Here is a 25,083-nt window from a genome sequence, read left to right as displayed (position 1 = left end):
GCGAGGCGGTAACGCTGCTTCGGGCTACGCCCTGCGCAGCGTTACCGCCTCGCATAATCGAGCGGACAATTCATTTGCTACAACACCGGACAGTTCTATTTGTTGCCAACAGCACGCGCGAAACGAGGCCCTTGCGCGCCTCCCTGCGGTCAGAATTTCTCGGTGTCGATTTCCGCCTGGGTCGCTGCCGCATAGCGCGCCCCGCTGACCGTGTGGCGGTTGATCAGGGCATCGAGCCGCACCACCAGATCACCATCGAGGCGGATTTCGCCGGCCTGCAGGTTTTCCTCCAGATGGTCGGGGCGGGTGGTGCCCGGAATCGGCAGGATGTGCTCACCCTGGTGCAGCAGCCAGGCAAGGGCGAGCTGGGCCGGCGTGCAGCCGGCTTCGCGGGCGAGGGCGAAGTAGCCTTCGAGCAGGCGCAGGTTGGCGGCGAAGGCCGCGCCCTGGAAGCGCGGCATCGCCCGGCGGATGTCCTTCGCGTCGAAGGCGGCGACCTGGGCGGGGGTGGTCAGCGCGCCGGCGAGAAAGCCGCGCGCCACCGGGCTGAAGGCGACGAAGGCGACGCCGAGCGCGCGGCAGGCCTCCAGCACCGCGATCTCGGCGTTGCGCGTCCACAGCGAATATTCGGTCTGCACCGCGGCGACCGGATGCACCGCGTGGGCGCGGCGCAAGGTGGCGGCCGACACTTCCGACAGGCCGATGGCGCGGATCTTGCCCTCGCCTACCAGCTCGGCGAGCGCACCGACGCTGTCCTCGATCGGCACCGACTTGTCCCAGCGGTGCAGGTAGTAGAGGTCGATGACTTCGGTCCGGAGGCGGCGCAGCGCTTCCTCGCAGGTGCGCTTGAGGGTCTGCGGGCGGCCGTCGATGACGCGCTTGCCATCGACACCGGTCATCCCGCACTTGCTCGCCAGCGTGAAGCGCGACCGATACGGCGCCAACACCCGGCCGAGCAGCGTCTCGTTGGCACCGAAGCCGTACAGCGCGGCGGTGTCGAAGTGGGTGACGCCCAGGTCCAGTGCGCGCCGCAGCAGCGCTTCCGCCTGCTCAGGCGCGGGCGGCACGCCGTAGGCGTGGGACAGGTTCATGCAGCCCAGGCCGATCGCGCCGACCTGGAAGGGGCCGAGGGGGCGTTGTTGCATGAGGAGACTCCGGTACGGAAAGACGGGCGCGGACGATCCGCCGCACGGATGGCGCCGGCAGCACGCAGGCGACGGCGTGGCGCGTCCGCCGTCTGCGCTGCGGCCGGCAGGCTACCGCTCAGGCCGCATCGAGCTGCTGCTCGAGTTGGTGCAGCACCCGGTAGCAGGGCAGCACCTTGGCAACGCTGGAGTTCGGCTCGCGGCCTTCGCGGATCGCGGCGAAGAACTCGCGGTCCTGCAGCTCGATGCCGTTCATCGATACCGCCACCCTGGAGACGTCGATCTTCTCTTCCTTGCCGTTGAAGAGGTCGTCGTAGCGCGCGATGTAGGTGCCGGTGTCGCCGATGTAGCGGAAGAAGGTGCCCAGCGGCCCGTCGTTGTTGAACGACAGCGACAGCGTGCAGATCGCGCCGTTGGCGGCCTTCAACTGGATCGACATGTCCATCGCGATGCCCAGAGCCGGGTGGATCGGGCCCTGGAGGGCATTGGCCTGGACGATCGGGCTGCCGGCCTGGTAGGCGAACAGGTCGACGGTGTGCGCGGCGTGGTGCCACAGCAGGTGGTCGGTCCAGCTGCGCGGCTGGCCGAGCGCGTTCATGTTGGTGCGGCGGAAGAAGTAGGTCTGCACATCCATCTGCTGGATGTTGAATTCGCCCGCCTTGACCTTGTTGTGCACCCACTGGTGGCTGGGGTTGAAGCGGCGGGTGTGGCCGACCATCGCCACCAGGCCGGTCTCCTGCTGCAGCTTCGCCACTTCCTCGGCGCCCTTCAAGGTGTCGGCGAGCGGGATCTCGACCTGGACGTGCTTGCCCGCCTGCAGGCAGGCGATGGTCTGCTCGGCGTGCATCTGCGTCGGCGTGCACAGGATCACGGCATCGACTTCGGGCCGTGCCAGGCTGTCGGCGAGATCGGTGCCGGCGTGGGCGATGCCGTACTGGCGGGCGACTTCGCGGGTCTTGTCCAGGTCGCGGCCGATGACCGAGACCACTTCGACACCGTCGATGTTCTTGATGCCGTCGAGGTGCTTGATGCCGAAGGCGCCGGCACCCACCAGCGCAACCTTGATCGTCTTGTCCATCAGTTGTTCTCCAGGATCAGGTGGCCCACTGCGGTGTTCGACGCCGGGACGTGGAAGAAGCGGTGCTTGACGTTGGGCCTGGGGCCGCCGTCGATGTCGGCCATCGCGCCGCGCGCGATCAGCCACATCACCAGCTCGATGCCTTCGGAGCCGGCTTCGCGCACGTACTCGATGTGCGGCATCTCCGACAAGCCGGCCGGATCGTCGATCAAGCGGTCGAGGAAGCAGTTGTCCCACTCGGCATTGATCAGGCCGGCACGCGCGCCCTGCAGCTGGTGGCTCATGCCGCCGGTGCCCCAGATCTGCACCTTGAGGTCGTCATCGTAGGACGCGACCGCGCGCCGAATCGCCTGGCCGAGCTGGAAGCAGCGCCGCCCCGACGGCACCGGATACTGCACGACGTTGACAGCGAACGGGATCACCGCGCACGGCCACGCCTCGGGCTCGCCGCACATCAGCGACAGCGGCACGGTGAGGCCATGGTCGACATCCATCTTGTTGACGATGGTGAGATCGAAGTCGTCCTGGATCACGCTCTGGGCGATGTGCGAAGCGAGTTCTGGATGGCCGATGACTTTCGGCACCGGGCGCGGCCCCCAGCCCTCGTCCGCGGGGGCGAACTCGGCCGCGGTGCCGATCGCGAAGGTCGGAATCATGTCGAGGCTGAAGGCGGTGGCGTGGTCGTTGTAGACGAGGAAGATGACGTCGGGCGTGTTCTCCTTCATCCACTGCTTGGAATATTCGTAGCCTTTGAACAGCGGCTGCCAGTAGGCCTCGCCGGTCTTCTTGAGGTCGATCGCGGCACCGATCGCGGGTACGTGCGAGGTGTAGACGGATGCGGTGATTCTGGCCATGGTCAGGCTCCCTTGTTCTTGCCGACTGGGCGGCCCGGTTGACGACCGGCGGCGCCCTGGGGCTGGTGCTGCGGCTGGGCGTCGCCATCTTCGCCCAGATAACGGTTTCCCTCGGGCGAGCGCCCGCCCCTGATCATCATGTCGCGGTATTCCTGTTCGGTCATGCCGGTCATGCTGCCGGCCATCTGCTGGAAGCTCAGGCCGTCGGTGGCGCCGATCTTGGCGAGGAAGTAGATGTTGCCACCGGTGCGCATGCACCAGTTGAGGTCGCGCGCGAGGACGGCCTGCTTCTGCTCCTCGGTCATCGGCCACTCGTCGAGATAGGCGCGCTCGTCGGCCTTGAAGCGGGCGCGGTTCTCGGCCTTCATCAGCGACATGCAGAACTGGTTGAGCCAGTAGCCTTTGCGCGACTGCTCGGCATCGAAAATGATGGTGCCGGGAATATCCTTGTAAGGTTTGTCCAAAGCCATGATCAGCACTCCTCGGGCCAGTAGAGACGCATCGGGTTATCGACGAGCAGCTTTTTCTGCAGTTCCGCAGTGGGAGCGATGTGGGGGATGAAATCCACCAGCAGGCCGTCGTCGGGCATGTGATCCTTCAGATTGGGGTGCGGCCAGTCGGTGCCCCACAGCACGCGCTCGGGAAAGGTCTCGACGATGCGGCGGGCGAAGGGGACGACGTCGCGGTAGGCATTCTGTTCGCCATCGAGCGCCTTCGGCCCGGTCAGCGACAGGCGCTCGGGGCAGCTGACCTTGGACCAGACGTTCGGGTTGTCGCGCATGAACTTCACGAACAGCTCGAACTCCGGGCCGTCGACCGGCTTGGCGACGTCCGGGCGGCCCATGTGGTCGACGACGACGGGCGTCGGCAGCGCAGTGAAGAAATCCCACAGCTCGGGCAGGTCGGCGGCCTCGAAGTAGATCACCACGTGCCAGCCCAGCGGCGCGATGCGGGCGGCGATCTCGAGCAGCTCGTCCCTCGGAGTGAAGTCGACCAGGCGCTTGACGAAGTTGAAGCGCACGCCGCGCACGCCGGCAGCGTGCAGGTCCTGCAGTTCCTGGTCGGTGATGCTGCGGCGCACGGTGGCGACGCCGCGGGCCTTGCCGCCGGAGTGGATCAGCGCATCGACCATCGCACGGTTGTCGGCGCCGTGGCAGGTCGCCTGCACGATCACGTTGCGGGCGAAGCCGAGCTGATCGCGCAGGGCGAAGAGCTCGGCCTTGCTCGCATCGCAGGGCGTGTACTTGCGCTCGGGGGCATAGGGGAATTCGGCGCCGGGGCCGAACACGTGGCAGTGGGCGTCCACTGCACCCGCCGGCAGCTGGAAGCGGGGCTTGCTCGGGCCGGCGTACCAGTCGAGCCAGCCGGGGGTCTTGTCGAATTGCATGGGTCGTCCTCTGGTGCTCTCAGTTGTGGTCGGGCGTGCGAGGCCTGCGGCAGGCGAGCGGCTATTCCCGCCCGTGGCACGCCGTCCCTTCTTGTATTTCAGTCGATGTATTTCAGCCCGGCCTTGGCGAGCGGCTCGCGCAGCGAATACATATCGAGGCCCAGCTCGCCCGCAGCGAAGCGGGCGCGCTTGGCGGCCTCGTTGGCTTCGCGCGCGGCCGCGGCATCGGCAACCTGGGCAGCGACCGCACGCGGCACCACCACCACGCCGTCATCGTCGGCGATAACCACGTCGCCCGGCTCGACCAGCGCCCCGGCGCACACCACCGGCACGTTCACCGAGCCCAGGGTGGCGCGGGTGCAGCCCTTGGCGTGAATCGCCCGGCTGAACACCGGAAAACCCATCGCGGTGAGATCCTTGACGTCACGCACGCCGCCATCGATGACGAGCCCCTTGGCCCCGCGCGCCCGATAAGAGGTGGCGAGCAAATCGCCGAAGAAGCCGTCGGTGCTGTCGGTGATGCAGCCGGCCACCACCACGTCGCCGGGCCGGATCTGCTCGGCGGCGACGTGCAGCATCCAGTTGTCGCCCGGCTGCAGCAGCACGGTGACGGCCGTCCCGCACAGATGGGCACCGGTGTAGATCGGGCGCATGTAGGGCTTCATCAGGCCCGCACGGCCGAACGCCTCGTGGATGGTGGCGACGCCGAACTGCGCCAGGCGTGCCACGGTGTCTGCGTCGGTGCGCTCGATGTTGCGCTTGACGATGCCGAGATTGTTGATGGACATGTCGATTCCTCCCGTTACCGGCCCTTGGCCTTCAATGCCGCATCCAGCCGCGGATAGACGCGGCGGGCGTTGCCTTCGTAGATCTGGTGGCGCTCTTCGGCGGTGAGATTGGCGCCTTCGATGTAGCGCTTGGTGTCGTCGTAGTAGTGGCCGGTCTCGGGGTCGATGCCGCGCACCGCGCCGATCATCTCGGAGGCGAAGAGCACGTTGTCGACCGGGATGACCTTGGTCAGCAGGTCGATGCCGGGCTGGTGATAGACGCAGGTGTCGAAGAAGATGTTGTTGAGCAGGTGTTCGGTCAGCAGCGGCTTCTTCAGCTCCTGCGCGAGGCCGCGGAAGCGTCCCCAGTGATAGGGCGCGGCGCCGCCGCCGTGCGGGATCACGAAGCGCAGCGTGGGGAAGTCCTTGAACAGCTCGCTGGTCAGGCACTGCATGAAGGCGGTGGTGTCCGCGTTCAGGTAGTGCGCGCCGGTGGTGTGGAAGCAGGCGTTGCAGCTCGTGCTGACGTGGATCATCGCCGGGATGTCGAGCTCGACCATCTTCTCGTAGATCGGGTACCAGTGCCGATCGGACAGCGGCGGCTCCTTCCAGTGGCCGCCGGACGGGTCCGGGTTCAGGTTGATGCCGACGAAGCCGTATTCCTTCACGCACTTCTCGATCTCGGGCAGGCAGGTCGAAGGGCTCACGCCCGGCGACTGCGGCAGCATCGCGGCGCCGATGAAGTAGTCCGGAAAGAGCTGGCTGACCCGGTAGCACAGCTCGTTGCAGATCGCCGCCCAGGTCGCGCTGGTGTTGAAGTCGCCGATGTGGTGGGCCATGAAGCTCGCGCGCGGCGAGAAGATCGTCAGGTCCGAGCCGCGCTCCTTCATCAGGCGCAGCTGGTTGTTCTCGATCGTCTCGCGCAGCTCGTCATCGCTGATCCTGAGGTCGGCGACCTTGGGCGCGACGGCCGGGTCCTTGAGGCCCGCGATCTGCTGGTTGCGCCACTCTTCGAGCACCTTCGGCGCGGTCGTGTAGTGACCGTGGATGTCGATGATCATGCCTTGTCTCCTTTGTTCCAGACCGAGGTGGGTACCATGACTTCGCCGCGCATGATCAGGCGCGCGGTGCGCAGCAGGGCCGCGCGGGTGACGTTCTGCGGGTCGGCGGGGTCGAGCTCGAGCTCGACCGAGAATTCGCCCGTGGGATGCTCGACCGACACCGACTTGACACTGCCTTTGGGCACGACGGCGATGCCTTCAGCGACCGAGCCCTTCAGCACGCAGGCGGTGGCGACGGTGACCGCGGCGAGCACGCCGATGGCGTCATGGCAGACGTGGGGGATGAAGCTGCGCGTGGCCAGGCTGCCGCCGTGCTGGGCGGGGGCGATCAGCGTCATCTTCGGGTAGTTCTTCGCGCTGACGTCGCCCAGGCCCATCGCATGGCCGCAGGCGAGACGCAGGCGCTCGATGCGCGCCTTGAGCGCGGTGTCGGCGTTGAGCTCGGCGACGCTCTCGTAGCCGCTGCGGCCGACGTCGGCAGCGCGCAGGATCACCAGCGGCATGCCGTTGTCGATGCAGGTGACGCCGACGCCGTCGATGACGTCCTTGACCTTGCCGGTGGGCAGCAGGCCGGAACACACCGAGCCGGCGGTGTCGAGGAAGTTGATCTTGATCGGCGCCGAGGTGCCGGGCACGCCGTCGATGCGCGCGTCACCGTCGTAGGCGACCTGCCCGCCGGGGGTGTGCACGGTGATATCGCACTGCATGTCGGTGTTGAGCGTGAGCACGCGCAGCGTCGTCGTGTCGCCCTGCGCCTGGGCGAGGCCGGTCTCGAGCGCGAAGGGCACGACCGCGGCGAGCATGTTGCCGCAGTTGGGCGTGGTGTCGACCCTGTCCTGGTCGGGCTGCAGCTGGGCGAAGAGGAAGTCGAGATCGACGCCGGGCACGGTGCTCTTGCGCACGATGCCGACCTTGCTGGTGAGCGGATGGGCACCACCGAGGCCGTCGATCTGGCGCCGGTCGGGCGAACCCATCACGGCGAGCAGCACGCGGTCGCGCGTCGCCCGGTCCGCCGGCAGGTCGGATTCGAGGAAGAACGGCCCGCGCGAAGTGCCGCCGCGCATGAAGAGGGTGGGGATCGGGGTCTGCATGGCTTGCATTCTGTTCATCCGCTGCTCCTCGCAATAGGGCGCCAAGCATCTAACAGCTATCGAATCATGCTATAACCGGGCAGAACATATCTCACTTCAAGCATGACCTGTCTGCCCCGACACCTCCCGCGCTTCCCGCACAGGCCGCCCCCGCAGCCGGCCGCGGGCAGGATCGGTTTCCGGCAATCCTATCGCCTAACGTCATGGACCTGAAACAGCTCGCTTATTTCGTCCGGGTCGCCGAGCTCGGCAGCTTCACCCGCGCCTCGATCGCGCTCGACATCGCCCAGCCCGCACTCAGCCGCCAGGTGCGCCTGCTCGAAGTCGAGCTGCACCAGAACCTGCTGGTGCGCAACGGTCGCGGCGTCACCCTCACCGAAGCCGGCACCGTGCTGCTCGAACACAGCCGCGGCGTGCTCCACCAGATCGAACGCCTGCGCGAAGAGTTGTCGCGGGTGCGCGGCGCCCTCTCCGGCCGGGTTGCACTCGGCATGCCGCCCAGCCTGTCGAAGCGGGTCGCCGTGCCGGTCACGCGCGCGTTTCGTCAACGCATGCCCCAAGCGGCGCTGTCGATCATCGAGGGACTCTCGGTCACCATGCAGGAATCCCTGGTCTCCGGCCGCCTCGACATCGCGCTGGTGTATAACGCGACCCCGTCTCCCGACGTGGACCTGATCCCGCTACTCGACGAAGCGCTGTACCTGATTCAACGCAGCGACGATCCCGCCGCCGGCGAGCCGATCACGCTCAAGGATCTCGCCCGCCAGCCCCTCGTGATTCCGAGCCGGCCCAACTCGATCCGGATGCTGGTCGAGACCGAGCTGGGCAAACTCGGCCTCCACCCGGAGATCACGCTCGAGATCGACGGCGTGCCCACCATCCTCGATCTGGTCGCCGACGGTGCCGGCCGCGCCGTGCTGACTCGCAATGCCGTCCTCACCGCCGCCACCCCGTCCCTGTTCGCCACCCGCCCGATCGTTTCACCGCAGCTGCAGTCCAGACTGTCCCTCGCGCTCAGTTCCCGCCGCCCCAGCACCGGCACGCAGCGGGCGATGCTGAACCTGCTCGAAGAGCTCATCCCGCAGCTGCTGACCACGCGCTGAGCGAGCCATCGCCGAAGCGCTCACCCGGCACCCCAGGCGATACTCTGTCCACGCAATTTCACCCCGCGGAGCATGATCATGACCGCCATCGGCAATACCCGCATGCCCACCCTGTTCGTGCCCCATGGCGCCGGACCCTGCTTCTTCATGGACTGGAACCCGCCCGACGCGTGGAACGCCATGGCCGCTTTCCTCGAGAACGTGGCGGGCACCTTGCCCGCGCGCCCGTCGGCCATCGTGCTGGTCTCGGCCCACTGGCTGGAACCGGCCTTCAGCGTCGGCAGCGGCGCGCAGCCGGAGCTGATCTACGACTACTACGGCTTTCCGCCGCACACCTACGAGCTGCGCTATCCGGCGCCCGGCGCGCCGCAGCTGGCGGCACGCATTGCCGCCCTGCTCGGCCAGGCGCAGCTGCCGGCACGCCAGGATGACGCGCGCGGCTTCGACCACGGCATGTTCATTCCGCTGAAGCTGATGTTCCCCGCCGCCGACGTTCCGGTGGTGCAACTCTCGCTGCGCCACGACCTCGACCCGCAGGCGCACCTGGATGCCGGCCGCGCGCTGGCCCCGCTGCGCGATGAAGGCGTGCTGATCGTCGGCAGCGGCATGAGCTTTCACAACATGCGCGGCTACGGCGACCCGCGCTTCGGGCCGGTTTCCGATACGTTCGACCGCTGGCTGGTGCACACGGTCGAGTCCGCAGCGCCGCAGCGCGAGCATGCCCTGGCCGCCTGGGAACAGGCGCCGTCGGCCCGGCTGTGCCATCCGCCGCGCGCCGAGGAGCATCTGCTGCCGCTGATGGTGGTTGCCGGCGCGGCGAGCGAAGCTGGCGGCCGATGCGTCTTCAGCGACCGGGTGATGGAAACCACGTTGTCGGCCTTTCGGTTCGACTGACTTCTCAGGGAGATCGGGGCCGCCGCCCGGCCCTTCCCCATTGGCGAGCTGGTGCAAAAAGTCCGCCCGGGCCTGCTGCAGCTCGAATCATCCGGCAAGATCACTCGCACGGGTCACAAACACCGGCGCGAACCCGCCGCCCGGCGTCCGGAAATTGGTCGTCTGTCCCTTGTACAGCCGCGCCGCGACCAGACGGATCGAGCCGGCATACGCATAGGCACGGACATCGAGCTTCAGATCGCTGCTCTGCCCATCGATCGCGACCCGCCGTTCCGAGGGAAGGGCAAGGCTTTGCGCCACGTAGCCGCCGGCGAGGATCTCCTGCCAGACGCGCTGCGTGAGCTTGTCGCCGCGGTAGGTCGCACGGCTGCCGAAGCCGGCGAAGGGTTTGAAGAACAGGCCGCGCCGTGCGGCCCACAAGGCCTCTGCCCGTTCCGGGGTGACGGCCACCGTGCGGGGGACTCCCGCGCGCAAGCGCTCGACATGGGGCGGGGAAACGCCCAGTCCGGCAAGCTGCGCGGCATCGCTCAAGAGCGTGAGATTGCGCTTGTCCGCAACCAGCGCGTGCGCGCGCGGGTGTGGGGTCAGCACCACCACACCGGCTTCGTAGGCCGCGCGCAAGGGCACCAGCGCCGGAGCCTGCAGGTAGAAGTCGGTCAGGCGGTTGTAGACCAGATCGATCGGCGCGCCGGCGTGCATCAGGCGCCCCGAATCGAACGACAACTCGGCGGGGTCGCAGATCACGGCGTCGATACCGGCACTGCGGAAGAGGTGGCGAAAGAGCAGGAACTCGGGGTACAGATACTGCGCCGTAGGATGTTCGTCGACGATCGCCACGCGGGCGGGCCGGCCGCTTCGCCCCTGCAGCGCCCATTCGGCGAGGAAGTCGTCCAGCCAGTGGCGGTCGAGCGCATCGAGCGCCGCCGTCGGCCGAAGGAAGGGCTGGATCTGCTCGCAACAGGCCTTTTGTGCGCGCGCCAGGGCACCGTTGAGCATGGCCCCGCCGGCGTTGGTGTTGATCTCGATGAGCTGCGGGCCGGCTTCACCCAGGTGGAAGTCAAAGCCCATGAATACCGACTTCGGCCCCAGGTCGATGCGGGCGATCGGCGGGGCACGATCGAGTGCGATCGCCTGGTACGCGGGCAGCGCCAGGACCGATTCGACCGCCGCGACGAGGTCTGCCATGGCCAGGAGCGTTTCGGGCGCGATGAACACGGCGGTCGCGGAGAACAGATGCGGCCGGCTGCGGCCGATCTCGGCGGCGAGACCGAGCAGGCTCGGCTCTGCTTCGAGTTGCCGGCGCAGGCGCGCGGGGTCGAGACTGCGGCACTCGCAGTCCCGGTTGATCGCCGCAGCCACGTCGTGTGCGCTGGCGTGCCGGGTAAAGCTGAAATCGACCGAGTCCATATCCATTTATACATGATCTCACTTCGAACCGAAGTCCGTCATCGGCCCCATCGCCCCGACGGTGAGGTCCGGCTCTTGGGCACGGAACAACGTGCCCGCCAGGTCCAGTTCGATAAGGACGGGAAGGTCTTCTGTTTCGTGCCCCCCCCCCCGCGCGACTGACCCTGCCGCCTTTTTCTCACGCGACGTTTTCATGGGTGAGCCTGCTTGTCGGCGGCGGATCAGGCGATTCGGCTGCGCCTCTGGGTCGAGTCGAGCGGATGTCAGGTTGCAGGACTTCTCGGAGTAGGTGTCATGGACATGGTGCTTTCCTGGGGGAGTCCATCCTGTACGGCGGCCTGGGTAACCTTGCGGCCTATCTCGCGGCCCATGCGCTGCTGTGCCTGCTGCCCGCCTTTTCATCGCCGGCGCAATGTCAGCGCTGATTCCGAAGGAGACCCGCTTCCTCGGTCGCAACTCGCGCAAGGCGGTGTCGTATCCCGCTGCAGCGGCCGCCGGATCCTTGCTCGCAGTGTGCTCGTGCACCATCGTTCCGCTCTTCCCCGGCATCTACAAGAAGGGCGCCGGCCTCGGCCCGGCGATCACCTTCCTGTTCTTCGCGCCGGCGGCCGACATCCTGGCGCTGGTCTACACCGGCGGCATCATCGGCCCCGATCTTGCCCTCGCGCGCTTTCTGCTCTCGCTGACTTTCGGGATCGGGATCGGCCTGATCATGGCCTTGATCTTCCACCGCAACGACGCCGCGCACGACCGCGCCACCGACACGGCTTTCGGCGCGCAGGGCGCGGGGATGGAGCGGATGGCGCTGGTGTTCCTGTTCGTGTGGGTGGCATTGCTGCTGGTGGGGACGCTCAAGCTCGATGTACTGACCGGTACCTGATGCCCGACCCCGCGCTGTCGCAGCAGAGCATCCTGATCATCGCGGCGATCATCGGGCGCAAGAACACCTTCACCTACGTCGGCCTGGTCGCGCTCTTCAGCGCCGCTGCCGACCTCATCTACGGCGCCTGGATCGACGGCAGCTTCGCTGCTCATGCTCGCCCCCTACCTGGCGGGCTTCATCGCTCTGCCGGCGGCGCTGCTGTCGGTCACCCGCCGCCGTGGGTGTTCACTGAAAGGGGTCTGATCATGCTCGACATCAAGGTGCTCGGCCCCGGCTGCGCCAATTGCCGGAAGCTGGAAGAGCTCGGACGCGAAGCCGTCGCCGCCACCGGCAGGGAAGCCGAAGTCCTCAGGATCACCGACATGGACGAGGTCCTCGCCCACGACGTGCTCAAGACTCCGGGGCTGGTGATCGGCGAAAAGCTGGTGTCGCCGGGGCGGATTCCGACGACGGCAACGATTGCGGGGTGGATCCGGGCGGCCTGAAGTCTCCGGACTCGAACAGCCGAGCAGCGATCTCTACGCGGCGAAAGAGCATGGCAGGCTGGAAATCTGCACGAAGCTGGTTCTTGGCTGTTTGCGCAAGACCCGGTGCGCTCACGGCGTGCGCAGCCGCGCGGCTGGAAATTCCGCCTCCCACAGGCGCGTGCCCGCGGCGTCCCACGCGGCGACGCGGAGCAGCCGCGCGCCGGCCGGCCCGGAGAACTGCAGGGTGCAGAAGTTGCGCTGCGTGACCAGGGTTCCAGGAACCTCGCGCACCGGGAAGGGGCGGGGATGCACGCGCGCGGTCAGCGGCGAGCAGGTCAGCTCGGTGAGCGGGTAGGTGCCGGGGCGCTCGCGCTCGGTCAGGTGGGTGTAGTGGATATCGCCGGAGACGAAGAGCACGCCGTCGATGCGTTCCGCAGCGAGCCAGTCGAGGAAGGCCTGGCGTTCCGCCGGGAAGTTGTGCCAGCCTTCGCCGCCGCGCAGCTCCGGCGACGGACGGTCGCTGAGCATGCGGCTGCCGTTGGTGACCAGCTTGAAGCTGGCGTGCGAGTCGCGCAGCGCGCCCTTGAGCCATTCGAGCTGCGCTGCGCCGAGCATCGTCCGTGCCGGATCGGTGCTGGCATCGTCATCGCGGTGGTAGCGGTCGTCGAGCAGGAACAGCTCGACGTCGCCGAGCGGCACGCGGTAGGCGTAGCGGGTGGCGGCCCGCAGACCGTCGAGGTCGATACGCGCGGTGTGGCCGCGCTCCGGGCGGGTGGCGACTGGCGCGCTGCGCTGCGCCGCGCCGGGCTGCCCCTGCGCCCAGTACTCGAGCTGCACCTGCGCGGGGGCGTCGGTCATCAGCCACACGCCGACGCGCTCGGACGTCGCCGGCCCGGCCATCGGGCCGCCAGCCAGGGTGGCCGCACCGGCACCGGCCGCGTACAGCGCCAGCCAGGGCAGCGCCAGGCGGCGCAGGGCGCGCCACGCGATTCCGGGGCACAACGGCAGGAGGGGCGTGGAGGCGGTTATCTTGCTGGCCGTCATCGGCTGCCGTATCACCGACAGGAAATCAGCTCGCCAAGGTCACCCTTCCGTTTGCGAGTCGTTTTTTTGCGCATCCGCGCCGGACTTTTCTCGAGCGGCTTTGATGTCCGCTTCCATCTTCCTTTTGGCCAAAGCGACGGCGAGCTTGACCGCCACGATCATCACGCCCGCAACCACGATGAGGGAGAGCATTGAAGCTCGAGTGCCCTCTTGAGGCGTTGCGGCGATCGCCGCAGCACTCGAAAGGCACATACAGGAACCGGCCAACACTGCCGCCACGTACTTCATGTAGAACCTCGTTCGTCGATCTCGTTGTTTCCCGCGTCATACGGCTACCCGCTTCCGGGCAGGTAGTGTCGCAGATCGTATCCCGTGTGGACGGATGGGCGCGAGCGCAAGGTCGCAGCAAGCCTCGACATGAACGCCAGGAAGCATGTCGCCACCGCCCCTCCTGGGCATCGGGCGTCCCATCCTCCAGGCCGAAAGGCACGGATAAGCGCATCAAATGGTGCTAAAATTGATTCAAGTCACTTCATCGAGCCCATTATGCGCACCACCCTCGCACTCGACGACGAGCTGCTTGCCAAGGCTCAGGCACTGACCGGGCTGACCGAGAAATCCACCCTGGTGAAGGAAGCCCTGTGCGCACTGATCCAGCGCGAAAGCGCCCGGCGCCTCGCCCTGCTGGGCGGCTCGGAGCCTCAACTGAACGACATTCCGCGGCGGCAGCCGGAACCTGCGGCATGATCCTCGTCGATACGTCGATCTGGATCGACCACCTGCGTGGCTCGGATCAACATCTCTCCGTGCTTCTGGCAGAGGGGCGGGTGGTGATGCATCCGCATGTGCTGGGCGAAGTCGCACTCGGCAGCCTGAAAAACCGTGCCGCCGTGCTGGGTGCGATGAGCGACCTCCCGCAGACGGTAGTGGCAACGGACGACGAGGTGCTGCGCTTCATCGAAGCGCAGGGGCTTTTCGGGCTGGGTATCGGTTACATGGATGCGCATTTGCTCGCCGCCGTGATGCTGACGCCCGGAACAAGGCTGTGGACGCGCGACCGGCGCCTGAGCGCCGCAAGTGCTCGCCTCGGTCTGACCTATGCGCTCGCCCACTGATTCGGTACCGGGATTTCGATGACGCACATTCACACCGGACAAGCCCTCGAAGACGAGATCTGCCGCACCCTTCGGCAAGCTCAGGACAGGCCCGTCGAAGGCTTGAGCGGATTTCTGGCGGCGCAACCGCTGGTTCCAGGGTGACTCCTCCACTGCTGGGCCGCCAGAAACGAAAAACCCGCAAAGCCAACGGCAGTGCGGGTTTCAGCGTTTCTTCTGGCGGAGACGGAGGGATTCGAACCCTCGATACCGTTTTTGACGGTATGCTCCCTTAGCAGGGGAGTGCCTTCGACCTCTCGGCCACGTCTCCATCAGGAAGGCGAGATCATAGCGAGTTCGTGCCTTCCGGTCAAACAGGATTGAGCGCGTTTATCAGGCTGCGGTGTCGAGGCCGAAAGCCTTGTGCAGCACGCGCACGGCGAGCTCCAGGTATTTTTCTTCGATCGCCACCGAGATCTTGATTTCGGAGGTCGAAATCATCTGGATGTTGATGCCTTCCTCGGCCAGGGTACGGAACATCTGCGAGGCCACGCCCGGATGGGAGCGCATGCCGACGCCGACGATCGACACCTTGCACATCGTGCTGTCGCTCTCGATCGCGCGCGCGCCGATATGCGCCTTGACGCCTTCGAGCACTTTTTGCGCCTTGGCCAGGTCGCCGCGTGCAACGGTGAAGGAAAAGTCGGTGGTGCCGTCGTGGCCGACGTTCTGGATGATCATGTCGACGTCGATGTTGGCGTCGGCGACCGGCCCCAGAATCTGGTAGGCGATGCCCGGCTTGTCGGGCACACCGGTCACGGTGAGCTTGGCTTCGTCACGGGAGAAGGCGATGCCGGAGATGACGGGCTGTTCCATGTTCTTGTCTTCCTCAACGGTGATGAGCGTGCCCTCGCCTCCATCTTCGAAACTGGAGAGGACGCGCAGCTTGACCTTGTACTTGCCGGCGAATTCCACCGAGCGGATCTGCAGGACCTTCGAGCCGAGGCTGGCCATTTCCAGCATTTCCTCGAAAGTGATGGTGTCGAGCTTGCGGGCTTCGGGAACGATGCGCGGGTCTGTGGTATAGACACCGTCCACGTCGGTATAGATCTGGCACTCGTCGGCTTTCAGCGCGGCGGCCAGCGCCACCCCGGTGGTATCCGATCCGCCGCGGCCGAGGGTGGTGATGCTGCCGTGCTCGTCCACGCCCTGGAAACCGGCGACGACGACGACCTTGCCGCCATCCAGGTCCTTGCGGATCGGCGCGTCCTCGATGTTCAGGATGCGCGCCTTGGTGTGCAGCGAATCAGTCAGGATCTTCACCTGGCCGCCGGTATAGCTCTTCGCCGCCACCCCGATGTCCTCGAGCGCCATGCACAACAGGCCGATCGTGACCTGCTCGCCGGTAGACACCACGACGTCCAGTTCGCGCGGGCTGGGATTGGACGCCACCTCCTTGGTGAGCGCGATCAGCCGGTTCGTTTCACCGCTCATCGCCGACACCACCACCACCACCTGGTGCCCTTCCGCGCGGAACTTCGCGATCTTGCGCGCGACGTTCCTGATGCGCTCGGGGTTGCCCACCGAGGTGCCGCCGTACTTCTGAACTATCAGTGCCATTGTCGTATCCAAGTGCCAGTGGATAAAGCAGGGGATTCTAGCGAAAGGCGGAAATTTTTGCTCGACCTCGGAAACTACGCTTGCGCAGGTTATTTTTTGCAAGTTTCATTAAAACCGCCAAAATCGATATTGTATGTTGAGCGAATAGTGATCTATACTTCATACGCCCTATGACTTAAGTCATAGGGAAAACGTAGCGGCTGTGCGGATAAAGCCTGCCCCCCAAGGCATCGCCGGCGCAAACATGAGGAACGATGATGAAAGCTACCGAAAAGCTGGACGTCCGCGAAATCCGCCGGAAGCTGGGTCTGAATCAGTCCCAGTTCTGGTCGAAGATCGGCGTCACCCAAAGCGGCGGATCCCGCTACGAAAGCGGCCGCAACATCCCCCGTCCGGTACAAGCGCTGCTTCGCCTGGTCCACGTCGAACAGATCGACATCAACAAGGTCAAGCGTGACGATGTCGAAGTTGCAGAATATCTCAAGACGACGAACCCGGAACTGTACAAGACACTAAAGAAGGAGGCGCGCAGCAAGCGCAAGGAGCGCTGAGCGCATGCCGGCGCATCAGGGGCTGACGCGAACCGTCAGCCCTTTTTTTTCGATCCGGTCCCCGATCGCTTCCAGCTCGGCCGCACTCAGCGGCGCCAGATGCACCGCCTCCGGCTGCATCGACGGGCGGGCGATGCCGTACAGCAGCACGCCCTCCAGCCGACCGATACCGGCCGCCGCAAGCAGCGCGAGGTAGTCGTCGATCTCGGCGGTGGTGGGAGCTGCACCGTTCCAGCGGAACATGCAGGTTTGCACCCAGGTGGGGCACAGCTGCGCGCTGCGCGCCAGGTTGCGTGCGACCGCAGCCGGTTCAAGCCGCACCCCGTTGATGCGCTCGATCGCCGCAGCGCTGCCGCCATCGACCTTGAACCACACCTCGCCCCCGGCCTGCGCGAGCCGGCGCACCCCCTCCTGCACGCGGGCCTGCGCCATCAGGCTGCCGTTGGTGATCAGCCGCAGCGGCACCGCCGCACTGGCGAGGCCGAACGCCTCCCGCACGCGCGCCACTCGGTCCACCGCCTCCGCAAACTCCACCGCGCTGGTCGGCTCGCCGTTGCCGGAAAAGGCGATGTCACGGATCACCCGTGTGCCTTCGGGAACGAAGCGCTCCATCCAGTCGCCATGGAGCAGGTCATCGATGAAACCGTGCAGTTCGTCTTCCAGCCGGGCGAGATCGATCGCCGGCGCCTTGCCGCGCACCAGTCCGGGCACCTGGCAGTAAGCGCAGTGCCAGTTGCAGGCGTTGTTCGGATTCAGGTTGATCCCGATCGAGACCCCGCCGGCCCGTCGCGACAACACCGGATAGACGTAGGTCAGCCCGGCCAGATCGCGGTCATGGTTGCGGACGCTGAGCCTGCCGGCCCTCGCCCCCGCTCCGGAAAAAGAAGAATTCATCGTTCGCTCAAAGACTTGCAAAACCGCTCCGGGCCAGACCGGAAACGGCCGGTGATATAATCCGCCGCCCAGTTCACGAGAGTCGCCATGCGCATCACCCGCCGCCTCGAATTCGACGCCGGACACCGGATTCCCGATCATGCCAGCCAGTGCCGCCACCTCCACGGCCACCGCTATGCGCTCGAAGTCACCCTCTCGGGCGAAATCATCGAGGCCGACGGCCTGCCGGTCAACGGCATGGTAATGGACTTCGCCGACGTCAAGCGCATCGCCAACGCGCTGGTGGTCGAGCGCTGGGACCATGCTTTCCTCGTCTACCGCCAGGACTGCAAGGTCCTCGACTTTCTCGCCTCGCTACCCGGACACAAGACCGTGGTGCTCGACGTCGTCCCTACCGCGGAGAACCTGGCGGCCGAAGCCTTCCGCATCCTCGACCCCGCATACCGCGACAGCTACGGCAACCATCTGCGCCTCGAACGCGTACGCCTGTACGAAACGCCGAACTGCTGGGCCGACGCCCTCCGCAGCTGAATCCGGCGCGACAGCGCCCCGCCGGCCAGCGCACCCGGGGGCCGGCGTCCACTCGGGGGCCAGCGTCACCTCCGCACGCAGTCAGCGCCGCCCCACTGCAGCGCTGCTCGCCACCCCGGTTACCTGGTCATTTCCGCGCGCGGTCAGCGCCGCCACGGCAGCGACTTCACCGGCGTCGCCTCGGCGCGGTGGCGCCGCCAGTTGTCACGGTAGGCACGCGCGAGCGCGCAATGGTCGCGCAGCACCAGCAGGTTTTCGGCATTACGCTCGCGTGCCGACCAGGTGAAATTGTAGGAACCGGTCAGCACCGCGCACCCCGGCCCTTCCGCATCGGCGATCAGCACCTTGTTGTGGGCGGCGGCGTACTGGGTCTCGAACGCCACCGGCACCCCGGCGGCGAGCAGGCGCGGAATCGCCTTGCCCTTGCCCTGCCGGTTCATCTTCGCATCGGCGAGCACCTCGACCTTCACTCCGCGGCGATGGGCCGCGACCATGGCGTCGGCGATCGGCTGGCTGGTGAACACGTAGGCCTGCACCTCGAGGCTGCGCCGGGCGCGGCGGATGACATCGAGGACGAGCTTCTCGGCCTCGTCACCGGGCACGAACGCGAGTTCGATCTCGCCGCGCGCGGCAAAGCGCTGGCTCGCCTGAAGACCGGCGCTGGCCGCCACCCCCAGCAGTACGCACAGTCCCCTCGCCGCCAGTGCCAGGCCGGCGATGCGTGCGCCGCGAGGCTCAGGCACCGCCGGCGCGCTCCATCACCGCGGCGAAAAAACCGTCGGTATCATGAACCTGCGGCAGCAGGCGCAGACGCTCGCCGGTCTCGAGTGCGACGCCCTGCCTGGACAGGATGTCCTGCGCCGAGCACACGCGAAACTCCGGATGGGCGGCGAGGAAGGCGTCGACCACGCCGTCGTTTTCTTCCGCGAGCAGGCTGCAGGTCGCATACACCAGGCGCCCGCCAGGACGCACCAGGCGTGCGGCGGCAGCGAGGATGGCGCCTTGCTTGGCGGTCATTTCGGCGACCGCGGCCGGCGACTGGCGCCACTTCAGGTCGGGATTACGGCGCAGCGTGCCCAGCCCGGTGCACGGCGCATCGACCAGCACGCGGTCGGCCTTGCCCGCCAGGCGCTTGACCCTGGCGTCGTTCTCGTGCGCGATCAGCACCGGATGCACATTCGACAGCCCGGCGCGCGCCATCCGCGGCTTGAGCTTGGCCAGGCGCTTGTCGGATACGTCGAAGGCGTACAGCCGCCCGCTCGAACGCATCATCGCTCCCAGCTGCAAGGTCTTGCCGCCGGCGCCGGCGCAGAAATCGACCACCAGCTCGCCGCGCCGCGGCTGCACCAGCAGGCCGAGCAGCTGGCTGCCTTCGTCCTGCACTTCGAAGCTGCCGTCGATGAACAAGGGGTGCTTTTGCAGCGCCGGCTTGCCCGCCAGGCGGATCGCCTGCGGTGACAGCCGCCCCGCGCTCGCACCGATGCCATCGGCCTCGAGGCGGGCGAGCACCGCGTCGCGGTCGGCCTTGAGCTGGTTCACCCGCAGATCGAGCGGCGCCGGGCGGTTGAGCCCATGGGCAAGCGCCAGCAGTTCGTCTTCGCTCATCTGCGCGCGCAGGCGCTCGGCCAGCCAGTCGGGCAGATCGGCGCGCTCGGCGAGCGACATCGCGCCCGGCTCGGCCGCTTTCAGCGTCGCCACCCAGTCGCGCTCGGTCGCGCTCGCCAGGCCTTCGAAGTTCCGCATCGGCCAACCCTCACCGCGCGCCAGCCAGGCCAGCAGCAGCATGCGCGGGGTCGCCTCGTCGCCGGCCAGCCGGCGCAGCCAGCGCAGCCGGCGCAGCACGCCGTAGATCGACTCGGCGATGAAGCCACGGTCGCGATGACCGAGTTCGCGATTGTCGCGAAAGTGGCGCGACAGCACTGCGTCGGCCGGGTGTTCGAAAGTCAGCACAGCCCCCAGCGCCTGGGTGGCGTGAATGAACAGCGGGCGGGAAACGGCCCCTTCGGGTGCCTTGGTCTTGGTCGGTCGGTTCATATCCGGTGTGCTCAGTTCTTGTTCGAATTCGTGTTCGCCCGGGTCGCCTCGCCGGCAGGACCGAGTTCGATCCGTGCCGCGCGCTGGTCGAGCACCGCGCCCTTTTCATCTTCGATGCGGATGCGCACCGGAAGCAGCCCGTGCGCCAGCGACAGCCAGATGCCGATGTCGAGCCCGCCGTCGGCGGCGTAGGCTCTCATGCGCACGGTCGCGACGCGGCCGATCGGCAGGTCCAGCACTTCCTCGCCGAGCACTTCCAGCGTCGCCTGCTTGAGGCTCTTGCCCGTCGCCACCGCCACCGTGGCGCTCTTGCCGGAGCGCGCGACGCGCCGCGCCTGGTGCCACAGGCTGAGCAGATCCTGGTCGCCGGGACGGATCTCGCCCGAGCGCCGCTCGGTGTCGCCACGGCGGATGCTGACCCGCTCCCCGCTCCAGTCGAAATGGGCGCTTTCGGGTTTGCGCCCGCGCTGCTCGACGCTGAAGCGCTCGGGGCGCAGGCCGTGGCGGTCGATGGTGCCGGTGCTGCGCTGCTCGTACTGGAGCCCGAACAGGCCCGCCAGCCCGCTCGCCTCCAGATTCAGCCGCAGTTCGTAGCGGGTCTCGCCGATGTGCCACTGATGCAGCGCTTCGCCCACCTTGAAGCCGCGTTCACCGTAATGCACGTCGAAACCGATGCTGCCCGCCGCCGGCGGTTCGGCAGTTGCGGCCCCGACCTGCAGCGGCAGCACCGCCGCGCCGATCAGGAGCAAGCCCGCCAGCGCGCGCCGCAGCATCAGTCCGCCTCCCCGGTCTCGAGCGGCGGCACCGTGCACCCGGCCTCATCGAGGCGCACACCGCGCACCCGGACCCGGCCCCGGTCGTCGATCGCCAGCCGGTCGTCGACGAACCAGCGCACCGCCTGCGGGTAGATCCGGTGCTCCTGCGCCAGCACGCGCGCCGCCAGCGTCGCCTCGTCGTCGGCCGGCAGCACCGGCACCGCCGCCTGGATGACGATCGGACCGCTGTCGAGCGCCGCGGTGACGAAATGCACGGTGGCGCCATGCACGCGCACGCCGGTTTCGATCGCCTGGCGGTGGGTATGCAGCCCCGGGAAGGCGGGCAGCAGCGAGGGGTGGATGTTGAGCAGGCGCCCTTCGTAGCGCTGCACGAAAGCCGGGGTCAGCAGGCGCATGAAGCCGGCAAGCACCACCAGGTCGGGGGCATGGGTGTCGATGCAGGCCGCCAGCGCGGCATCGAAGTCCGTGCGCTCGGCATGGGCGGTGTGATCGACCACCGCGGTGGCGATGCCATGCGCCTGAGCGAAGGCCAGCCCGCCGGCTGCGGGCCGGTTGCTGATCACCGCGGCGATACGGGCGCCGGGGATCCTGGCGCGCACGATCGCTTCCATGTTGCTGCCGCGGCCGGAGATGAGGATGACGATGGATTTCATGGGAAGGCGAGGAGAAAAAAGGGCAGGACAGGACCGGGCCGCATTGTAGACGGCGGACCGGTGTGCATCGGAAAAAGTTCACCCCCGCTGCTCAACGCAAAGCGGTTTTCGGCCCCTTGTATAATGCGCCGTTCCGCCCCGGCCCCGCCCCATGTCCCGCATCCATCCCCTGCCCGACTTGCTCGTCAACCAGATCGCCGCCGGCGAAGTCGTCGACCGCCCCGCGTCGGTGCTCAAGGAAGTGCTGGAAAACGCCGTCGACGCCGGTGCGCGCGCGATCGAGGTCCAGCTCGAGCAGGGCGGCGTGCGCCGCATCCGCGTCACCGACGACGGCTGCGGCATCGAGCGCGACGACCTCGCCCTTGCCCTCGAGCGCCACGCCACCAGCAAGATCGCCAGCCTCGACGACCTCGAACACGTCGCCACCATGGGCTTTCGCGGCGAGGCACTGGCGGCGATCGCCGCAGTGGCGCGCACCACCCTCGCCAGCCGCGCCGAAGGCGCCGCCCACGCCTGGCGCATCGACGGCGACGAGCGCAGCCTGGCGCCCGCAGCGCTCAATCAGGGCACCGTGGTGGACGTCGCCGACCTGTATTACAACACTCCGGCACGACGCAAGTTCCTCAAGCGCGAAGCCACCGAGTACGCCCATTGCGACGACATGTTCCGCCGCGTCGCCCTGGCGCGGCCCGAGATCGGCCTGCAGCTGTCGCACAACGGCCGCGTCATCCACCGCCTGCCCCCCGGCTCCGTCGCGGCGCGGGTGGCGGCGCTGATGGGCGACGACTTCCTCCAGCATGCGCGCGAAGTGACGGCCGATGCCGGCCCGCTGCGCCTGACCGGCTTCGCCTCGCTGCCGGCCTACTCCCGCAGCAGCCGCGACGCGCAGTATTTCTTTGTCAATGGCCGCTTCGTCCGCGACAAGCTGCTGACCCATGCGGTGCGCGAAGCCTACGCCGACATCCTGCACGGCAGCCGCCACCCGGCCTACGTGCTGTTCCTCGGCATCGACCCTGCCGGCGTGGATGTCAACGTTCATCCGGCGAAGATCGAGGTGCGCTTTCGCGAAGCGCGCGCGGTGCATCAGTTCGTCTATCACGCGCTCGAGCGCACGCTGGCGGAATCCGGTGCAGGGTGCGCCATGCCCCCGCAAGGCCGCCCCCGAGCGGACGGAGCACGGGCGGACGAAGGCCAGACTGACGGCTGGCCGGGTGCGGGAACTCCCGCCGCCTCGCCGCCCGCCGCCCGTCCGCCGGCGCACGCCTGGCCGGCGGTCGCCGCGCAGCAGGGCCTGCTGGCGATGGAGCCGGCCAGCCGCGCATACTTCGACTTCGCCGCCGGCGCCCGCCCTGCGCCCCCCGTCGGCCCGCCCGCAAGCGCCACCGCGGCCGCCACCGGCACCGGCGCCCGATCCGGCGCCACCGCGGAAAACCCGCGGGACGGTGAATGGCGCCGCGCCGGAAGCACGCCACTGCCCCCGTCCTCGCTCGCGAACGACGGCTCGCCCCCGCTCGGCTTTGCCCTCGCCCAGCTGCACGGCATCTACATCCTCGCCCAGAACAGCGCCGGGCTGGTGCTGGTGGACATGCACGCGGCCCACGAGCGCATCCTCTACGAAAAGCTCAAGACCGTGCTCGACGGCCGCCCGGCGGTGCAACGCCTGCTGATTCCGGCGGTGTTCTCGGTCGGGGCGAAGGACCTTGCCGCCGCCGACGAGTGCAGCGAAGTGCTCGCCGCCATGGGGTTCGACGTTGGCGCCGCCGGCCCGCAGGAGTTGGCGGTGCGCAGCGTCCCGGCCTTGCTCGCCTCGGCCCCGGTCGCCGAGCTGATGCGCCAGCTGCTGCAGGAACTGCGCGAATACCCCGCCACCGAAGTGGTCGCCGCGCGCCGCAACGCGTTGCTCGCCACCATGGCCTGCCATGGTGCGGTGCGTGCCAACCGCCAGCTCACCCTCCCCGAGATGAACGCCCTGCTGCGCGACATGGAAGCGACCGAACGCGCCGACCAGTGCAACCACGGTCGTCCGACCTGGACCCAGCTGAGCCTCGCCGAGCTCGACCGCTTCTTCATGCGCGGTCAGTAAAAGCCGCCAAAAACCGCCGCCATCCCGGCTCAAGCCCGGTAGAGGAGCACTCCGACCACTACCGCCCCGACCGTCGCCCAGCCCAGGCGATCGACGTACTTGCGCAGCACCGCTTCCATCCGCGCTCCGCCCCAGGCCATCAGCCCGGCTACCAGGAAGAAGCGCGCCCCGCGCCCGATCAGCGATGCCAGCGTAAACGGCATCAGCGCCATCGAGACCACCCCTGCGGCGATCGTGAACACCTTGTACGGAATCGGCGAAAACCCGGCGACGAAGATCGCCCAGAACCCCCAGGCCTCGAACCACGCCGCGGCCTGCGTGTAGGCCCCCCAGTACGCGCTCGTGCGCAGCCAGGGCTCGATTGCATCGAAGGCGTAGTGGCCGATCAGATAGCCGAACAGCCCACCGGCGACCGAGGCCAGGGTGGTCAGCAGCGCGAACCACCACGCCCGGCGCGGGTTGGCCAGGCTCATCGGCGCCAGCATCACATCCGGCGGAATCGGAAAGAAGGACGACTCGGCAAAACTCAACCCGCCGAGGAACCACGGCGCGCGCCGGTGCCTCGACCAGGTCATCGCACGCTCGTACAACGGCGAAAAGATCTTCACGTTCCCCCCGGAACCATAAGCAAGAAAAGTCCCGCAACACCGCGGACGGCAATGATAACCGCTGCACCGCCGCCGCATGCGTGCCCCGGAACGTTTTCCCCAGCCGGCGTGGGAAGCCGTCTGGACAAGCTGTGGATAAGCATCGCAAGCCATTGTTATTGTATTGAAATACGCCGCCGCCTCATTTTTAGGCATCGCCCCCCGCACCGCACCGGTCCTTCACCGGCTGCAGCCTGAATTGAGCGGGACGGCGTTTTCTGCTAGTTTCGGCCGGCTTCGCCAATATGCCGTTTCACCTTTCTTGCAGGCACTCGTCATTCCCCGGAGGGCGGCGGGTGATCTCCTTCAAATCGAGCTCCATGATGAAAAGCCTCGCCGCTGCCGCGGCCACGATCCTGGCGGCAACTGCCTGCAGCACCCCGTACTCGCCGGCACCGCTGGCCACGAACTTCGCAACGGCCAAGCAGCACAAACTGCAGGCAGCCGCACACTGGAACACCATCGCCCACGACGTCGCAACGCGCCTCTCCTCCAGAGTGCCCAAGAGTGCGCCCCTGTTCATCGTTCCTCAGGAAAACCCGTCCGCATTCGAGCGCGCGTTCAACGCCCAACTGGTCACGACACTCGTGGACGCCGGCCATCTGGTGACGCGGGTCCACGAAGGCGCACTGCAGGTGGAGCTCGACACCCAGGCCGTTCCGTTCGCCGCCGACCGGCAGCAGTACCGCCACGCCGGAAAGGCCACCGCCCTCGGCGCCGGAGTCTGGGTGCTGTACGACATCGTCGAACACGCCCCCTCGGGCGCCGGCCAGGCCGCCCTGCTCGCCCTGGGCGCCGCCGATGCCCTCGCCTGGTCGGAGTCCGAATTCGCCGCCGGTGCCACCCCATCGATGGAAATCATCGTCAATGCCAGCGTCACTGGTGCCACCCATTATCTTGCACGCAATACCAGCGTCTATTACGTCGCCGATTCCGACCAGCGCCTTTACCTGAAGCCCCTTCCGCAGGAAGTGTTGCGCCCGGTCATCAAGACCTTCCAGGTCGAAGGAGACTGAAGG

At 67.4% G+C, this 25,083-nt stretch carries 29 protein-coding genes and 1 tRNA gene; 10 read left to right on the top strand and 20 right to left on the bottom strand.

Annotated elements, in window-relative coordinates; genetic code table 11:
- Positions 1 to 149 precede the first annotated feature (149 nt).
- The 8 genes from MXC99_RS14555 to MXC99_RS14520 all read right to left on the bottom strand — a co-directional run bounded on the left by MXC99_RS14555 (position 150) and on the right by MXC99_RS14520 (position 7,401).
- Positions 150 to 1,145: an aldo/keto reductase gene (locus tag MXC99_RS14555; protein WP_247726137.1), complete on the bottom strand. Its 996-nt coding sequence runs from the start codon at positions 1,143 to 1,145 to the stop codon at positions 150 to 152.
- A gap of 118 nt (positions 1,146 to 1,263) precedes the next feature.
- Complete coding sequence (locus tag MXC99_RS14550; RefSeq protein WP_247726136.1) at positions 1,264 to 2,223, bottom strand: Gfo/Idh/MocA family oxidoreductase; 960 nt, start codon at positions 2,221 to 2,223, stop codon at positions 1,264 to 1,266.
- Entirely contained in the window at positions 2,223 to 3,077 is an 855-nt protein-coding gene (locus MXC99_RS14545) for a class III extradiol dioxygenase subunit beta (protein WP_247726135.1), read from the bottom strand. Before MXC99_RS14545 ends, MXC99_RS14550 begins: the two co-directional genes overlap by 1 nt.
- 2 nt (positions 3,078 to 3,079) lie before the next feature.
- Positions 3,080 to 3,547, bottom strand: a complete 468-nt coding sequence (gene ligA / locus MXC99_RS14540; protein WP_247726134.1) for a protocatechuate 4,5-dioxygenase subunit alpha — start codon at positions 3,545 to 3,547, stop codon at positions 3,080 to 3,082.
- Positions 3,548 to 3,549: 2 nt separating this feature from the next.
- Entirely contained in the window at positions 3,550 to 4,464 is a 915-nt protein-coding gene (locus tag MXC99_RS14535; protein ID WP_247726133.1) for an amidohydrolase family protein, read from the bottom strand.
- Between the two features lie 98 nt (positions 4,465 to 4,562).
- Complete coding sequence (gene ligK / locus MXC99_RS14530; protein ID WP_247726132.1) at positions 4,563 to 5,252, bottom strand: 4-carboxy-4-hydroxy-2-oxoadipate aldolase/oxaloacetate decarboxylase; 690 nt, start codon at positions 5,250 to 5,252, stop codon at positions 4,563 to 4,565.
- 14 nt (positions 5,253 to 5,266) lie between these two features.
- Positions 5,267 to 6,292: an amidohydrolase family protein gene (locus MXC99_RS14525; RefSeq protein ID WP_247726131.1), complete on the bottom strand. Its 1,026-nt coding sequence runs from the start codon at positions 6,290 to 6,292 to the stop codon at positions 5,267 to 5,269.
- Positions 6,289 to 7,401, bottom strand: coding sequence for a 4-oxalomesaconate tautomerase (locus MXC99_RS14520; RefSeq protein ID WP_247726130.1), 1,113 nt, complete (start codon positions 7,399 to 7,401; stop codon positions 6,289 to 6,291). The genes MXC99_RS14525 and MXC99_RS14520 overlap by 4 nt, the downstream gene beginning before the upstream one ends.
- Before the next feature lie 185 nt (positions 7,402 to 7,586).
- Here MXC99_RS14520 and MXC99_RS14515 point away from each other — a divergent pair, with 185 nt between their 5' ends.
- Together MXC99_RS14515 and MXC99_RS14510 are read left to right on the top strand one after the other, a co-directional pair.
- The gene (locus tag MXC99_RS14515; RefSeq protein WP_247726129.1) at positions 7,587 to 8,486 is read left to right on the top strand and encodes a LysR family transcriptional regulator; all 900 of its coding nucleotides are present in this window, start codon (positions 7,587 to 7,589) and stop codon (positions 8,484 to 8,486) included.
- Between the two features lie 78 nt (positions 8,487 to 8,564).
- Complete coding sequence (locus MXC99_RS14510; protein ID WP_247726128.1) at positions 8,565 to 9,380, top strand: DODA-type extradiol aromatic ring-opening family dioxygenase; 816 nt, start codon at positions 8,565 to 8,567, stop codon at positions 9,378 to 9,380.
- Between the two features lie 87 nt (positions 9,381 to 9,467).
- Here MXC99_RS14510 and MXC99_RS14505 read toward each other — a convergent pair whose 3' ends face one another.
- Together MXC99_RS14505 and MXC99_RS14500 are read right to left on the bottom strand one after the other, a co-directional pair.
- Positions 9,468 to 10,793, bottom strand: a complete 1,326-nt coding sequence (locus tag MXC99_RS14505; protein ID WP_247726127.1) for a hypothetical protein — start codon at positions 10,791 to 10,793, stop codon at positions 9,468 to 9,470.
- 12 nt (positions 10,794 to 10,805) lie between these two features.
- Positions 10,806 to 10,982, bottom strand: coding sequence for a hypothetical protein (locus tag MXC99_RS14500; RefSeq protein ID WP_247726126.1), 177 nt, complete (start codon positions 10,980 to 10,982; stop codon positions 10,806 to 10,808).
- Between the two features lie 217 nt (positions 10,983 to 11,199).
- On the opposite strand from MXC99_RS14500, the gene MXC99_RS14495 reads away from it, so the two are divergent.
- Both MXC99_RS14495 and MXC99_RS14490 read left to right on the top strand, forming a co-directional pair.
- The gene (locus MXC99_RS14495) at positions 11,200 to 11,667 is read left to right on the top strand and encodes a permease (RefSeq protein WP_247726125.1); all 468 of its coding nucleotides are present in this window, start codon (positions 11,200 to 11,202) and stop codon (positions 11,665 to 11,667) included.
- A gap of 248 nt (positions 11,668 to 11,915) precedes the next feature.
- Positions 11,916 to 12,155 (top strand): thioredoxin family protein, encoded by a 240-nt coding sequence (locus tag MXC99_RS14490; protein ID WP_247726146.1) that lies wholly within the window; start codon positions 11,916 to 11,918, stop codon positions 12,153 to 12,155.
- Positions 12,156 to 12,266: 111 nt separating this feature from the next.
- On the opposite strand, the gene MXC99_RS14485 is transcribed toward MXC99_RS14490, so the two are convergent.
- Entirely contained in the window at positions 12,267 to 13,181 is a 915-nt protein-coding gene (locus tag MXC99_RS14485; protein ID WP_247726124.1) for an alkaline phosphatase D family protein, read from the bottom strand.
- A gap of 39 nt (positions 13,182 to 13,220) precedes the next feature.
- Positions 13,221 to 13,469, bottom strand: a complete 249-nt coding sequence (locus MXC99_RS14480; RefSeq protein ID WP_247726123.1) for a hypothetical protein — start codon at positions 13,467 to 13,469, stop codon at positions 13,221 to 13,223.
- A 258-nt stretch (positions 13,470 to 13,727) separates the two neighbouring features.
- Between MXC99_RS14480 and MXC99_RS14475 the strand changes: the two genes are divergently transcribed.
- Both MXC99_RS14475 and MXC99_RS14470 read left to right on the top strand, forming a co-directional pair.
- Positions 13,728 to 13,928 carry a type II toxin-antitoxin system VapB family antitoxin gene (locus tag MXC99_RS14475; RefSeq protein WP_247726122.1) on the top strand — a complete coding sequence of 67 codons (201 nt, stop codon included), beginning with the start codon at positions 13,728 to 13,730 and terminating at the stop codon, positions 13,926 to 13,928.
- On the top strand, positions 13,925 to 14,296 hold the full coding sequence (locus MXC99_RS14470) for a type II toxin-antitoxin system VapC family toxin (protein WP_247726121.1): 372 nt from the start codon (positions 13,925 to 13,927) through the stop codon (positions 14,294 to 14,296). Before MXC99_RS14475 ends, MXC99_RS14470 begins: the two co-directional genes overlap by 4 nt.
- Before the next feature lie 217 nt (positions 14,297 to 14,513).
- Here MXC99_RS14470 and MXC99_RS14465 read toward each other — a convergent pair.
- Positions 14,514 to 14,606 (bottom strand) — tRNA-Ser (locus MXC99_RS14465).
- Positions 14,607 to 14,668: 62 nt separating this feature from the next.
- The gene (locus MXC99_RS14460) at positions 14,669 to 15,895 is read right to left on the bottom strand and encodes an aspartate kinase (protein WP_107220332.1); all 1,227 of its coding nucleotides are present in this window, start codon (positions 15,893 to 15,895) and stop codon (positions 14,669 to 14,671) included.
- A gap of 257 nt (positions 15,896 to 16,152) precedes the next feature.
- On the opposite strand from MXC99_RS14460, the gene MXC99_RS14455 reads away from it, so the two are divergent.
- Positions 16,153 to 16,446, top strand: coding sequence for a helix-turn-helix domain-containing protein (locus MXC99_RS14455; RefSeq protein ID WP_075149583.1), 294 nt, complete (start codon positions 16,153 to 16,155; stop codon positions 16,444 to 16,446).
- Positions 16,447 to 16,461: 15 nt separating this feature from the next.
- Here MXC99_RS14455 and MXC99_RS14450 read toward each other — a convergent pair whose 3' ends face one another.
- Positions 16,462 to 17,340: a radical SAM protein gene (locus MXC99_RS14450; RefSeq protein ID WP_247726120.1), complete on the bottom strand. Its 879-nt coding sequence runs from the start codon at positions 17,338 to 17,340 to the stop codon at positions 16,462 to 16,464.
- Between the two features lie 87 nt (positions 17,341 to 17,427).
- On the opposite strand from MXC99_RS14450, the gene queD reads away from it, so the two are divergent.
- The gene (gene queD, locus MXC99_RS14445; protein WP_247726119.1) at positions 17,428 to 17,871 is read left to right on the top strand and encodes a 6-carboxytetrahydropterin synthase QueD; all 444 of its coding nucleotides are present in this window, start codon (positions 17,428 to 17,430) and stop codon (positions 17,869 to 17,871) included.
- 143 nt (positions 17,872 to 18,014) lie between these two features.
- Here the strand turns inward: queD and MXC99_RS14440 are convergent, their stop codons facing one another.
- From MXC99_RS14440 to purN, 4 genes are read right to left on the bottom strand one after another with little or no spacing between them, the layout of a single operon-like run.
- Complete coding sequence (locus tag MXC99_RS14440; protein WP_432654256.1) at positions 18,015 to 18,560, bottom strand: phospholipase D family protein; 546 nt, start codon at positions 18,558 to 18,560, stop codon at positions 18,015 to 18,017.
- Positions 18,561 to 18,606: 46 nt separating this feature from the next.
- A complete protein-coding gene (locus tag MXC99_RS14435; protein WP_247726118.1) occupies positions 18,607 to 19,905 on the bottom strand; it encodes an RsmB/NOP family class I SAM-dependent RNA methyltransferase in 1,299 nt (432 codons plus the stop codon).
- Between the two features lie 11 nt (positions 19,906 to 19,916).
- Positions 19,917 to 20,678: a DUF3108 domain-containing protein gene (locus MXC99_RS14430; RefSeq protein WP_247726117.1), complete on the bottom strand. Its 762-nt coding sequence runs from the start codon at positions 20,676 to 20,678 to the stop codon at positions 19,917 to 19,919.
- The gene (gene purN, locus MXC99_RS14425; RefSeq protein ID WP_247726116.1) at positions 20,678 to 21,334 is read right to left on the bottom strand and encodes a phosphoribosylglycinamide formyltransferase; all 657 of its coding nucleotides are present in this window, start codon (positions 21,332 to 21,334) and stop codon (positions 20,678 to 20,680) included. The genes MXC99_RS14430 and purN overlap by 1 nt, the downstream gene beginning before the upstream one ends.
- A gap of 151 nt (positions 21,335 to 21,485) precedes the next feature.
- On the opposite strand from purN, the gene mutL reads away from it, so the two are divergent.
- Positions 21,486 to 23,417 carry a DNA mismatch repair endonuclease MutL gene (gene mutL, locus MXC99_RS14420; RefSeq protein WP_247726115.1) on the top strand — a complete coding sequence of 644 codons (1,932 nt, stop codon included), beginning with the start codon at positions 21,486 to 21,488 and terminating at the stop codon, positions 23,415 to 23,417.
- A gap of 29 nt (positions 23,418 to 23,446) precedes the next feature.
- Here the strand turns inward: mutL and MXC99_RS14415 are convergent, their stop codons facing one another.
- A complete protein-coding gene (locus MXC99_RS14415; RefSeq protein ID WP_247726114.1) occupies positions 23,447 to 23,992 on the bottom strand; it encodes a YqaA family protein in 546 nt (181 codons plus the stop codon).
- Between the two features lie 392 nt (positions 23,993 to 24,384).
- Between MXC99_RS14415 and MXC99_RS14410 the strand changes: the two genes are divergently transcribed.
- The gene (locus MXC99_RS14410) at positions 24,385 to 25,080 is read left to right on the top strand and encodes a hypothetical protein (protein WP_247726113.1); all 696 of its coding nucleotides are present in this window, start codon (positions 24,385 to 24,387) and stop codon (positions 25,078 to 25,080) included.
- The last annotated feature ends 3 nt before the right edge of the window (positions 25,081 to 25,083 follow it).

Origin of the sequence: Thauera aromatica (genome assembly GCF_023093595.1) — a bacterium.
GTDB classification, from domain to species: domain Bacteria; phylum Pseudomonadota; class Gammaproteobacteria; order Burkholderiales; family Rhodocyclaceae; genus Thauera; species Thauera aromatica_A.
The sequence above is the reverse complement of the archived record's forward strand: the minus strand, read 5'-3'. Positions and strand labels throughout refer to the sequence as shown.